A 12,715-nucleotide genomic window follows, 5' to 3' on the forward strand; every position below is an offset into this window, starting at 1 on the left:
TGAGGCGTGAGTTAGTACCTGGGCATTTGCGTATCCACATCGGTAGCCCACGCATCAATGCCGCCTTCCAGATTAAGCAGGTTGCTGAAGCCCTGCTGCTGCAGCTGCTGAATGGCGCGGGCGCTGCGGCCGCCGTGGTGGCAGTACACCACAATGTTGCCTTGCCGCGGGAGCATGGCAACGCCATCGGCGAGGTGCGAAAGCGGGAGCAAGGTAGCTTGGGGCAAGTGGCAGAATTCGAACTCGTCGGGCTCGCGCACATCGAGCAGGTAGGGCGCCTGGCCGGCTTGCATCAGCTGGTGCAACTCCTGGGGTTTGATGCTGCCGGTGCTGGGCGCGCACACCTCTTGGTAAGCGGCGGGGTCGGCGGTATCGAGGTTGATGAGGCTGCGCTCGGGGTGCCGCTCAAAGCGCAGGGTGCGGGTTTGAAACGTGAGGGCATCGAGCACCCACATGCGCCCGCTCAGCACGTTGCCTAGGTGCAAAATCACCTTCAAAGTCTCAAGAGCTTGGGTGGTGCCTACCACGCCGGGCAACACGCCTAGCACGCCGGTGGTGTTGCAGTTGGGCGCTTCGTCGGGGCCGGGCGGCTCCGGAAACAGGCAGCGGTAGGTTGGGCCGCCCTGGTAGTTGAACACCGATACCTGCCCCTCAAACTTGTAGATAGCCCCCGAAACCAGCGGCTTGCCCAAGCTCACGCAGGCATCGTTGAGCAGGTAGCGCGTGGCAAAGTTGTCGGAGCCATCCACCACCACATCGTAGGCCGCTACCAGCTCGCGCACGTTGTCGGGGCCTACGCGAAGTATGTGCACTTCGCACTGCACCAGCGGGTTGAGGCGCTGCACCTCGCGGGCGGCCGTGGCGGCTTTTGGTTGCCCTAGGTCGGCGGGGCCGTAGAGGATTTGCCGCTGCAGGTTGCTCAGCTCGACCTGGTCGGCATCGGCAATGCCCAGGGTGCCTACGCCGGCCGCGGCCAGATACTGCAGCACGGGGCAGCCCAGGCCGCCGGCACCCACCACCAGCACCCGCGCCGAGCGCAGGCGTAGCTGGCCCGCCTCGCCAATTTCGGGCAGTTGTAAGTGGCGGCGGTAGCGGTGGCGTTCGTCGGGAGTAAGCACGGCAAGCGGGGCAGGGTTCAGCCCAATACGTAAGAAAACAACGGTAAGCCAAGCAGCTAGTTGGCGCTGGGCGCGTGTACGCACCTAGGGCCACCAAGCGGCCAAGGCCTAGGGCAAAGGTAGAAGCATGGCGTTAGCTCCGGGCAAGCAGCTCGGCGTACTGCTCGGGCGTATCGATATCGAGCGCGGCGGGGGCAAAGTCGATGGTTTGTACCGCCGAGCCTAGGTGCTCGAGCAGCTTTTTGGCGCCTTGCTGCGGCGGCAGGTCAGTAAGAGTTTGCCACTGGCTGCGCGCAAATACGGCGGGCACGCCAATGCTGCCCGCGTACTGCGTAGCTACTGCTGGTGCATCGGAAGCGAGGTGCAGGGCTACAAGGCTCTGAAGCAACGCGGTAGTTACCAGCGGCTGGTCGCTGAGCAGCACCAGCACGCCGCTAACTTGCTCGTAGGCTGCATGCTGCTCCAGCGCTTGTAGGCCAACCCGCAGAGAACTCCCCATACCTAGGGCCGAATCGGGGTTGTGCGCGCTGATGATGGGCAAGCCGTGCACCTCGCTCAGCAGCGGCTCGTGCAAATGCCCGGTTACCAGCACCACAGGGGCGCAACCCGCCGCCACGGCCTGCTCCGCCACGCGGCGGAGCAGGGTAGTGCCTTGGTAGTTGAGCAACTGCTTGGGCCTGCCCATGCGCGATGAGCTGCCGGCTGCCAGAATGATGGCGGCTACTGACTGCGGCCCCCTAGGTGAAAACTCGCTCATAAGGATAGAGGAGGGGTGATGAAGAGCGGGTTTTGATTTTTGTAGCCCTAAGAACGTCATGCCGAGCTTGTCGAGGCATCTCGCGTGCTGTCGGCTGATACTAACCGCTCCCCTCTCTTTTGGAGAGGGGCTAGGGAGGGAGGTCCCGGCGTGATAAGGTCCTTCCTTCGTCAGGATGACAGTTAGTATCTGTCGTCAGTACGCCAGATGTCTCGCTTCGCTCGACATGACAGACGTTCCCTAAGTCGCCAGGATACCCTAAATCAACTTATCGGGCGTAATGGGCAGCTCCCGAATGCGCTTGCCGGTGGCGTTGAACACGGCGTTGGCAATGGCGGGGGCCACGCCGATGGTCGCAATTTCGCCGATGCCTTTGGTGCCCAGCGCGTTTACGTGCGGGTCGGGTTGGTTCACGAAGTACACCTCCACGGCGGGCGCGTCGGCGTGCACGGGCACGTGGTACTCGGCCAGGTCTTTGGTTACGTAACGGCCGAACCGGTCGTCTATCACGGCTGCCTCCATCAGGGCCATGCCGATGCCACCCACGGCGCCGCCTTTCATTTGGTTGCCGGCCGTTTTCTCGTTGATGATGGTGCCCGCATCGGCGCACGATACCAGCTTGCTCACCCGCACCTCGCCCGTAAGCTGGTGCACCCGCACCTGAGCAAAATGCACCGAGAACGAGTACATCGAGTACTCCCGGCCCTTGTCGCTGGGCTTCGACTCGACGGTTACGGCCTGCCCGCCCGCTTGCTTCACCAGGTCGGCGTAGGTAGCGCGGGCGGTAGCGTTGCCAGCCAGCGTCAGGTAGCCATCGGCAAACGTCACGTCTTCCTTGCGGGCCGCGGCAAAGGCACCGTTGCTGGCCGCTGCCAACTCGCGCAGCTTATCCTTGAGGGCCAGGCAAGCTTCCTGCACAGCCGGGCCTACTGTATTCACAATGGCCGAGCCGCCCTGCGTTGGCGCCCTTGCAAAGTCGGAATTGCCCCACTCAAACCGAACCTTCGCCGGGGCTACGCCCAGCGTGTCGGCGGCAATCTGGGTCATGGCCGTGCCGGTGCCCGGGCCAATGTCCGTTACGGCGCTCTGCAGCAGCACGGTGCCATCGGCCAACAGCTTAGCGGTAGCTTTGGACGTGCCGCGGTGCGCCCCGAAAGTGCCCACACCCATACCGTAGCCGATCAGCCAGTCGCCCTCGCGCAAGGAGCCAGGCTTGAGCTGGCGCTTGTTCCAGCCGATGCGCTCGGCACCGGCCTGGTAGCACTCCTTCAGAAACTTGCTCGACCAGGGCTTGCCGTTTTCGGGGTCTTTTTCGGTGTAGTTGCGCAGCCGAAACTCCAATGGGTCGAGGTTCAGCAGGTAAGCCATTTCGTCCATGGCCGACTCCAGGGCAAAAGCGCCGGTAGCCTCGCCGGGGCCGCGCATCCAAATGGGCGAGCCGATATCGAGCGCCGCCAGCCGGTAGCGCGTCGTCAGGTTCGGCGACTCGTACATCATGCGCGTCTGGCCCAGCGTCGCTTCGGTAAACTCTTCGTAAGTCGACGTCTGCCCAATGGCCTCGTGGGTGATGGCCGTGATTTTGCCATCTGGCGAAGCACTCATCCCGATTTTCTGCCAGGTGTGAGGCCGGTAGCCCACCATCGTAAACATCTGCTCGCGGGTGAGCATCAGCTTTACCGGCCGGTTTACCACCTTGGCCGCGATAATGGCGGCCGACTCGTGCGGCCAGCTGTGCAGGCCGTTGCCGAAGGCGCCGCCCACGTAGGTGGCAATCACCTTTACGTTCTCCTCGGGCAGGCCCCATTCGCGGGCAAAGTCGCGGCGGGTGGCCATGGTGCCCTGAGTTTTATCGTAAAGGGTGAGCCGGTCGGGAGCTTCCCAGTGCGCCGTGATGGACTGCATCTCGATGGGGTGGTGCACTTCCGTCGGAATCACGTACTCGGCTTCGAGTTTTAGCGCGCCGGTTTTATAAGCGTCTACTTGGCCGCGCTGGTAATCAGCCACTGGCGACTTGGGATTCTTCTTGGCTTGGGTGGGCAGAAAGGCGTTTGGCTTGTTGGCCTCCAGGTTGGTCTGGTGCGCTTCCTGCGCGTACTGCGCCTTCACCAAACGCGCCGCGTAGCGGGCCCGCTCCCACGAATCGGCCACCACTACGGCAATGGGCTGGTCGTTGAAGCGGATTTTGTCGTCGGTAAACACGCGCAGGGCGCTGCCTACCGTTTGCGGCTGCGAGGGGTCTTTACCTACCGGCTTGTGGCCGGGCAGCTTAGGTCCGTTCTGGTGGGTAATTACCGCCAGCACGCCGGGGGCGCGCTCGGCGGCTTTTGTGTCGATGCTGGTAAGGCGCCCTTTGGCAATGGTGCTGCCCACCAGCACGGCATAGGCCATGTTGGGCAGTTCGTACTCGGCCGAGTACTTGGCGGCACCGGTCACTTTCTGCCGGCCGTCTACCCGATTCATCGGGGCTCCGATTTGCTTCTGAGGTGTATTCATCGGGAATCGGGGGTTAGGCAGCAGCAGCGTTTTTCAGGGCCTGCACAATGGAGTTCGGGGCCAGCTTCAGCTTGTAAGCGTTGTGCTTAAAGGCCTTGGCGCCGCGCATGGCAACCTCGGCCGCCTGCCGAAACGTCTCTTCGGTGGCAGGCTTACCAACCAAAGCCTTTTCAGCTTCGGTCAGCCGCCAGGGCTTGTGCGCCACGCCGCCCATAGCCAGGCGCGCATCTTTAATGGTGTTGCCATCGAGCTGCAACGCCGCTGCCACCGACACCAGCGCGAAAGCGTAGGAAGCCCGTTCGCGCACTTTTAGGTAATGCACATTGCGGGTGAAGACGTTGTCGGGCACCTCCACGGCCGTTATCAGCTCGCCGGCACCTAGGGTGGTATCCAGTTCGGGCTGGTCACCAGGCAGGCGGTGCAGGTCGGTGAAGGGAATGCGCCGGTCGCCTTTGGGGCCGCTGATGAGCACGGTGGCATCGAGCGCGGCCAGGGCCACGCTCATATCGGAGGGGTGCACGGCAATGCACTTGTCGGAGAAGCCGAAAATGGCGTGCATGCGGTTGAAGCCCTCCAAGGCGCCGCAGCCCGAGCCCGGCTCGCGCTTGTTGCAGGGCATGGTGGTGTCGTAGAAGTAGTAACAGCGGGTGCGCTGCAGCATGTTGCCGCCCACAGTAGCCATGTTGCGCAGCTGCGCCGAGGCACCGGCATTCAGGGCCTGGGCCAGCAGGGGCAGCTTTTCGAGCACCAGCTTGTCTTCGGCCACGGCACCGTTCAGCGCCAGTGCTCCAATGCGGATGCTGCCGTTTTCGCGTTCGATCTTGTCGAGCGGGAGCTTGTTGATGTCGACGAGCTTCTGCGGCGTCATCACCCCACGCTTCATCAGGTCGAGCAGGTTGGTGCCGCCGGCAATGAACTGCGCGTTTGCGTCGCGGGCCAGGGCATCGATGGCCGCCTTCTGCTTGGTGGCCCGCACGTATTGGAACTGGTTCATGAGGAGGGAATTAATAATTATTAATTCTTAATTATTAATTGAAATCAGACCCGCTGACCTCCGTTTTTGACTTCCTGAATGGCCGCTACAATGTTGGTATAGGCCCCGCACCGGCAGATGTTGCCGCTCATGTACTCGCGTATTTCGCCCTCCGAATTGGCGTGCCCCTCGCGGATGCACGCCACGCCCGACATGATTTGCCCCGAGGTGCAGTAGCCGCACTGAAAGCCATCGTGCTTGATGAAGGCCTCCTGCATGGGGTGCAGCTTGTCGCCGTCGGCCAGGCCTTCGATGGTGGTAACTTCCTTGCCGTCCTGCATCACGGCCAGCGTCAGGCAGCTGTTAATGCGCTTGCCATCGACGTGCACGGTGCAGGCGCCGCACTGGCCGTAGTCGCAGCCTTTTTTGGTGCCCGTGAGGTTCAGCTGTTCGCGCAGCAAATCGAGCAGGGTAGTGCGGGGCTCCACTTGCAGCTTGTAGCGCTTGCCGTTCACGGAGAGCTTCAGCGGCACCTTCTCGAACGCCGCGGCCACTTTCTCGTCGAACTCGGCTACGGCGGCGCGCACCACGGGGCCGGGCGTAAAAGCCAGCGCCGTAAGCAGAGAGGATTGTTTCAGGAAAGTGCGGCGGGCCTGGCTGTGCTCGTCGTGGTCGAGCGAAAGTCCTGGTTGTTCGTCTGCCATGTTGGTATCGGAGTATCCCGCACTGGCCAGGCCAGTAGGGTAGTGGTTGAAAGGGTGGGCGGCAACAACATCGGCCCTAGGTGGCAGATGCAACGTGGGCCGGAGTGCCCTAGGTAGTGGTGCGGAGCAGCAGGGGAATGAGGCTGCTGCCGGCTTAGGTAAAGCAGCCTGAAGCTAGTATGTACGGTTGCCAATGCAACGCGTTGGGCTTATAAAAGCAGTTTTGCTGCTGCCAGCACATCCTCGCTGGTAAGCGCCTGAAATGCTACCTTGCCCGCAGCGCTTTGCCTGCCGTAAACCTAGGGTCAGCAGGTAAGTTTTACCAAGCTGCCGCCCTCAACTCCCAACTGCTTACCTACTCGTAATGGATGTTTTTTTGCCGCCCACCAGCTACGAGTACGCCACCGTGCATAAGGTGGTGGGGGCCGAGGTTACCGAGGCTAACGATGTGCTGGCCGCCGAAGAGCCCCTCGAAATACGCGTCGGTTTCGGGCCGGCCGGTGCCCGCACGCACCGCACGCTGGCCATAACCATGCGCACGCCCGGCCACGACATGGAGCTGGCCGCTGGCTTCCTGCTCTCGGAGGGCATCATCCGCGGCCGCGACGACCTGAATGGCCTGCTTTACTGCCCCGATGTGCAGAAGCCCGAAGAGCGCGAAAACGTAGTGCGCGCCGAGCTAGCTACCACCGTGCTCCTCGATTTGCCTAGGTTGGAGCGGCACTTTTACACCTCGAGCAGCTGCGGCGTGTGCGGCAAAACCAGCATCGAGGCGGTGCATGCGGCTGCCTGCCCCGTGCTGCCCGCCACCGGACCTAGGATTGCCGCCGAGGTAATCCACTCCTTGCCCGAGCGGCAGCGCGCTGCACAAGCGGTGTTCGAGCAAACCGGCGGCCTGCACGCCTCGGCTTTGTTTGATGCCAGCGGCGAGCTGCTACTATTGCGCGAAGACGTAGGCCGGCACAATGCCCTGGATAAGGTTATCGGGGCCGCATTGCTCGCCAACCAGTTGCCCCTGAACACGCACGTGCTGCTGGTAAGCGGCCGTGCCTCTTTTGAGCTGGTGCAGAAAGCCGCCGTAGCAGGCATACCCGTGCTGGCTGCCGTGGGCGCACCTAGCAGCCTGGCCGTGCAAGCCGCCCACGATTTCGGCATGACGCTGCTGGGCTTTGTGCGGCAGCAGCGCTACAACATCTACACGCACCCGTGGCGGATAATTGGTAGTTGATAGTGGGTATTTAGTATTAAGTAATCAGTAATGGAGCTTAAGTGCCGATTGCAGATAAAAGGAAAATAAAAGCTTACAAACGTAACCCATGACCAATCAGAACATACGCTTTAATTCATAATTCATAATTCATAATTCATAATTCATAATTCATAATTCATAATTCATAATTCATAATTCATAATTCATAAATGAAGCTCCGCCTCGAAGACAGTACCCTGCGCCTGCGCCTTTCCGACGAGGAAGTGCAACAGTTTGCCCAAACCGGCCACCTGGCCTCGGTGGTACCGCTGGCGCCGGGGCCCGATGGCCGCCTGACTTACGCCTTGCAACTAGCCGACGACGACTCGACCGCCGCCGAGCAAACCTTGCGCGTGGCCTACACGCCGGGCACCCTGTCGGTGCTGGTGCCGGCCTCGTTGGCGCAGCGCTGGCTGGCGCCCGACCAAATCGGCCTGAGCGCCACCCTGCGCCTGACCGACGGAAACGAATTGCGTATACTGGTGGAGAAGGACCTAGGCTGCCGGCATTGAGTGGGGTAACAGGTTACACGTAACAGGTAACGTGCTCTTCCGACTGATGAGCGCAGCCGTTTCTGATTCGCTTTTCTTCATCAAAATAAACAACCTCCCTAGGTCGTCAGGCTCCCCTCTCTTCGGAGAGGGGGCGGGGAGTGAGGCCACCATGGAAAAATCACCCGCGCACGAGCCCGATAAAGCCGGCAAAACGCCCGAGCAAACCGCCAGCAACAACGTGCCGGTAAGCGGACAGCGCCCCGACCAAGGGGCCGCGCCTACCAACGACCACTACGACGCCGGCGGCAAGCCCGACGCCGACAAACGCCCCATGCACGCCCCCGATACCCTAGGTGCCAAGCACAACCACCCCGTGCTGGCCCAGCCGCCCGAAGAGTTTACCGGCCTCACCATTACCGAGCCCAGCAAAGTGGCGGCGGGCATTACGGCCGTTATCAAATCGATGCAGTTTTCGTGGGGCGAGGCCGGCCTTACGCGCGGCACGCAAGCCCTGCTGAAGCTAAACCAGAAAGACGGTTTCGACTGCTCGAGCTGCGCCTGGCCCGACCCCGACGACCACCGCTCGGTGGCCGAGTTCTGCGAGAACGGTGCCAAGGCTACCGCTTCCGATACCGACCACCAAACCATTGGGCCCGAGTTTTTTGCCAAGCACAGCCTGGCCGACCTCTCGCACTTCACCGACCGCGACCTGAACAGCGCCGGCCGCATTACGCATCCCTTGGTAAAGCACCCCGGCGACACGCACTACCGGCAAATCTCTTGGCCTGAGGCGTTTCAGCTGGTGGCCGATGAGCTAAACGCGCTGCAGTCGCCCGACGAGGCGGCGTTTTACACCTCGGGCAAAGTGCCCAACGAGCCGGCCTTTGCCTACCAGTTGTTTGTGCGCGAGTTCGGCACCAACAACCTGCCCGACTGCTCCAATATGTGCCACGAGAGCAGCGGCTCGGCGCTTACCAACACGGTGGGCTTGGGCAAAGGCTCCGTCACGCTCAACGACTTTTACGAGGCCGAGGTCATCATTATTATGGGGCAGAACCCGGGCACCAACCACCCGCGCATGCTCACGGCCCTGCAGCAAGCCAAGCGCAACGGCGCCCAAATCATCAGCGTGAACCCGCTGATGGAAGCCGGCCTCAACCACTTCAAAAACCCGCAGGATTTCATGAACCCGCTGCGGGCCCTAGGTGCCTTGCTCGGCGACGGCACCCCCATAACCGACCTATGGCTGCAGGTGAAGGTGAACGGCGACATGGCCGTGCTGCGTGGGATTATGAAGTACCTGCTCGAGGCCGAAGAGCTGAACCCCGGCATGGTGCTCGACCACGCCTTCATCCGGGAGTACACTGCGCACTACGAGGAGATGATTGCGGAGCTGCGCAATACCTCCTGGGAAGATATTGAGGAAGTGAGCGGCATTGCGCGCGAGCAGCTGCGCGAAGCCGCCAACATGATTGCGCCCAAAAAGCGCATCATCACCTGCTGGGCCATGGGCCTTACCCAGCAGAAAAACGCCGTGTACAGCATCGGCGAAATCGTGAACCTGCACCTGCTGAAAGGCGCCGTGGGCATACCCGGCGCGGGCCTGTGCCCGGTGCGCGGCCACAGCAACGTGCAGGGCGACCGAACCATGGGCATTTGGGAGCGACCCCATAAGGAGTTTCTCGACGCCCTAGGTAAGGAGTTCGGCTTTTCGCCGCCCTACAAGCACGGCCTCGACTCGGTAGAAACCGCCAAAGCCATGCACGATGGCCGCATTAAGGCGTTTGTGAGCATGGGCGGCAACTACCTTTCGGCCATGGCCGATACCGAGTTCATTGCCGAAGGCATGCGCAAGCAAAACCTCACGGTGTTTGTGGCGCCCAAGCTCAACCGCGGGCACTTGGTTACGGGCCGCACCTCGCTGCTGCTGCCCTGTTTGGTGCGCTCCGAGGTGGATATGCAGCGCGCGGGTCAGCAGTTTACCTCCTGCGAAAACTCCATGGGCGTGGTCAGCATGTCGAAGGGTATTCTGAAGCCGATTGGGCCGGAGGTGCTGAGCGAGGTGGCCATTGTGTGCGGCATGGCCATTGCCACCCTGGGCAACCGCACCAAAACCGACTGGGTGGCCATGACGGAGAACTACGACGTCATCCGCGACCATATTGCCCGCGTGATTCCGGGCTTCGAGAACTTCAACGCCAAGGTGCGGCACCCCGGCGGGTTTTACCTGCCCAACGGACCTAGGGAGCGGAAGTTTACCACCACCAACGGCAAGGCCAACTTCACCGTCACCGAGTTCAAGAAGCACACCGTGGCGCCCGACCAGCTGGTGCTGATGAGCCTGCGCAGCCACGACCAGTTCAACACCCAGATTTACGATTACAACGACCGTTACCGCGGCATCCACGGCGAGCGGCGCGTCATTTTCCTGAACCCCGACGACATGGCCGCGCGCGGCATCCGGGCGCGGCAGCTCGTCAACATCACCAGCCGTTTCGAGGGGCAGCAGCGCATGGCCGAGCGCTTCGTGGCCGTGCCCTACGACATCCCCAAGGGCAACTGCGCCGCTTACTTTCCCGAGATGAACGTGCTGGTGCCCGTGGCCAGCGTGGCCGATGTCAGCAACCAGCCAACCTCTAAGTGGGTGGTGGTTACGCTGGAACCCCTAGATGAAGTATTGCCCGAAGGCAGCAACCGGCCACAGCGGCTGGCGGTGCCAGCTTAGGCCCGAACAACCCATGTAAAAACAAACCGCCGAGCCGCCGTCAACTACTTGCCGGCGGCTCGGCGAGTTTTAGCGATTAGCACGCTGTTTATTCGGTGCCGGGCTGGCCGGCGGCACCTGCTCAAAGAGCTTGTCCCTGTCGTAAGAATAATTGTACCAGAAATAGTTGGTGTACTTGGCTGCCACCAATCCGGTTCCAGGGCGGTAAATAAATTCCTCGGCCCCATAGTAGTAATCTCCCCCATCCATAATGCTTGGGGAACACGTTGAGAAGTAATAGCCGGCCTCAGTTTTGCGCTCCAACACTACGCATGAATGCATAAGATCATTTAAGTCTCTTGATTTGGGGCCGAAGTAGTCGGATATTCTATAGTCGTTTGCCCAAAGCTGCCGCTGCGGAAACGGAGTAGCCCCTAGGTTCAGGGTTACGTTATCCGAGTCGAAGGGCAGGCGAGTGGCAAAGTTGGTGATGACGAAGCCCTCCGTTACCGTCAGGTTTGGGGTTGTGTAATAATGGGTGCCGTCGAAGAGCACGGGCTGCAAATCGAAGCGTCTGGTAATGTCGTTGTTGAGGTCGGAGCTGCGTTTGTAAGCAATAATGCGGTGCTCGGTTTGTTGGCGCAGTTCCAGTAGGCTGAGCACGGCTTCGGCGGGGAGGCTTTGCCGGTCTACCTTGGTCCATTCAACCCGACCCGATTCTTCGTTCGGTAGCACGGCCAGGGCAATCAACATTCGGTCGTCGGGGCGTATATACCGAATGCTGTCGTTTGGAGCTGGCCGTTGGGCGGGTGGCACGTAGCGAAAATCGACTGGGCCCGTGGGTTTTTGCATGGCCGCTAGGCGGGGCGTAAACTCCAGGTTAAAAATCTCGAGGTGCTGCGTGCCTTGGGGCAGCGCCCGTTGCAGGCGCACGCGCTTGAACTGGGCCGCATCGATTAAGACGTACTTTTTGGCAGGCACACTCAGCGTTTGAGCGCCTGCCGACCATGGCAGCAGAAGATTTAAGCAAACCAGTAAAGGGCAAGCGGCTTTCATATTGGCAAGGTTACGAAGAATCAACTACCGCGCTTTGATGGTATGCTTTTAAGAAGTTGGGCGGCGGCCAAGGAGTTAATCGTAGCCGCGCCGCTACGAAAGATTAGCTACAGAACCTTCTGTATCGCACTGGTTCTAAGCTTTAAGAAATCAGTAATTTATTTCATTATCAAAGCCTTATGCAACCGTTTGCACATTGCCTTGGCCCGAGCGCCTAGGTAACTGTTTGGCCGAAAAATCAGTAGGGGCATGTGGTTGCCGCCAATACTGATGAGTTCTGCGAAACAGTTACCCAACTATGTCTGATACTTCTGCAAAGCGCCTGGCCGGCCAGGTGGCGCTGATTACCGGCGCCAGCTCGGGCATTGGCCTAGGTGTGGCGCTGGCCATGGGAGCGGAGGGGGCATCGGTGGTGGTAAACTACCGCTCCGATGCCGAGGCCGCCCAGCAAGTGGTCGAGCAAATTCGGCAGGCTGGCAGCCAGGCCATAGCCATTGAGGCCGATGTGAGCAAGGAAGTCGAGGTGCAGGCCATGTTCCGGCAAGCCAAGGAGCACTTCGGCACGGTCCACATCCTGGTCAGCAACTCCGGCATTCAGCAAGATGCCCCGCTGGTTGACATGAGCCTGGAGCAGTGGCAACAGGTTATTGATGTAAACCTGACCGGCCAGTTTTTGTGTGCCCGCGAGGCCGCCCGCGAGTTTATCCGGCGCGGCATCGAGCCGCGCCTGTCCAAAGCCGCCGGCAAAATCATTTGCATGAGCTCGGTGCACGAAACCATTCCGTGGGCCGGGCACGTGAACTACGCCGCCTCCAAGGGCGGCCTGATGCTGCTGATGAAATCGATGGCGCAGGAGCTGGCCCCTTACAAAATCCGGGTCAACAGCATTGCGCCGGGCGCCATCAAAACCCCCATCAACCAAGAAGCTTGGGAAACCCCCGAAGCGGCCGACCGGCTGCTGAAACTGATTCCGTACGGCCGCATCGGCGAAACGGAAGACATTGGAAAAGTGGCCGTTTGGCTGGCATCCGACGAGGCCGATTACGTACACGGAACTACCCTGTACGTTGATGGCGGCATGACCTTGTACCCCGGCTTTGTTGGCAACGGGTAAGGCACCTAGGGCATAGCCGGCCGCGCGCCGCATCCCTCATCATGCCCGCCGCA

Annotated in this window: 10 protein-coding genes; 4 read left to right on the top strand and 6 right to left on the bottom strand. The window is 61.0% G+C overall.

Translation table 11 applies throughout. From position 1 onward, the window contains the following. Positions 1-11: 11 nt before the first annotated feature. The 5 genes from moeB to OIS50_RS03290 form a co-directional block, all read right to left on the bottom strand. The gene (moeB, locus tag OIS50_RS03270; protein ID WP_264692897.1) at positions 12-1,118 is read right to left on the bottom strand and encodes a molybdopterin-synthase adenylyltransferase MoeB; all 1,107 of its coding nucleotides are present in this window, start codon (positions 1,116-1,118) and stop codon (positions 12-14) included. A gap of 133 nt (positions 1,119-1,251) precedes the next feature. Continuing rightward, positions 1,252-1,875: a nucleotidyltransferase family protein gene (locus OIS50_RS03275; protein ID WP_264692898.1), complete on the bottom strand. Its 624-nt coding sequence runs from the start codon at positions 1,873-1,875 to the stop codon at positions 1,252-1,254. A 258-nt stretch (positions 1,876-2,133) separates the two neighbouring features. Further along, a complete protein-coding gene (locus tag OIS50_RS03280; RefSeq protein ID WP_264692899.1) occupies positions 2,134-4,368 on the bottom strand; it encodes a xanthine dehydrogenase family protein molybdopterin-binding subunit in 2,235 nt (744 codons plus the stop codon). 13 nt (positions 4,369-4,381) lie between these two features. Beyond that, the gene (locus tag OIS50_RS03285; RefSeq protein WP_264692900.1) at positions 4,382-5,362 is read right to left on the bottom strand and encodes an FAD binding domain-containing protein; all 981 of its coding nucleotides are present in this window, start codon (positions 5,360-5,362) and stop codon (positions 4,382-4,384) included. A 44-nt stretch (positions 5,363-5,406) separates the two neighbouring features. Continuing rightward, positions 5,407-6,045 carry a (2Fe-2S)-binding protein gene (locus OIS50_RS03290; protein ID WP_264692901.1) on the bottom strand — a complete coding sequence of 213 codons (639 nt, stop codon included), beginning with the start codon at positions 6,043-6,045 and terminating at the stop codon, positions 5,407-5,409. Positions 6,046-6,409: 364 nt separating this feature from the next. On the opposite strand from OIS50_RS03290, the gene fdhD reads away from it, so the two are divergent. From fdhD to OIS50_RS03305, 3 genes are all read left to right on the top strand, one after another. Further along, positions 6,410-7,273, top strand: coding sequence for a formate dehydrogenase accessory sulfurtransferase FdhD (gene fdhD, locus OIS50_RS03295; RefSeq protein WP_264692902.1), 864 nt, complete (start codon positions 6,410-6,412; stop codon positions 7,271-7,273). Between the two features lie 191 nt (positions 7,274-7,464). Then, entirely contained in the window at positions 7,465-7,806 is a 342-nt protein-coding gene (locus tag OIS50_RS03300) for a DUF7009 family protein (protein WP_264692903.1), read from the top strand. Positions 7,807-7,957: 151 nt separating this feature from the next. Further along, positions 7,958-10,513: an FdhF/YdeP family oxidoreductase gene (locus tag OIS50_RS03305; protein ID WP_264694325.1), complete on the top strand. Its 2,556-nt coding sequence runs from the start codon at positions 7,958-7,960 to the stop codon at positions 10,511-10,513. Positions 10,514-10,582: 69 nt separating this feature from the next. Here the strand turns inward: OIS50_RS03305 and OIS50_RS03310 are convergent, their stop codons facing one another. Continuing rightward, on the bottom strand, positions 10,583-11,572 hold the full coding sequence (locus OIS50_RS03310) for a hypothetical protein (RefSeq protein WP_264692904.1): 990 nt from the start codon (positions 11,570-11,572) through the stop codon (positions 10,583-10,585). A gap of 274 nt (positions 11,573-11,846) precedes the next feature. Between OIS50_RS03310 and OIS50_RS03315 the strand changes: the two genes are divergently transcribed. Next, on the top strand, positions 11,847-12,662 hold the full coding sequence (locus OIS50_RS03315; RefSeq protein WP_264692905.1) for an SDR family oxidoreductase: 816 nt from the start codon (positions 11,847-11,849) through the stop codon (positions 12,660-12,662). Positions 12,663-12,715: the final 53 nt, after the last annotated feature.

The sequence above is a fragment of the Hymenobacter sp. YIM 151858-1 genome (genome assembly GCF_025979705.1).
In the GTDB taxonomy this organism is placed as follows: domain Bacteria; phylum Bacteroidota; class Bacteroidia; order Cytophagales; family Hymenobacteraceae; genus Solirubrum.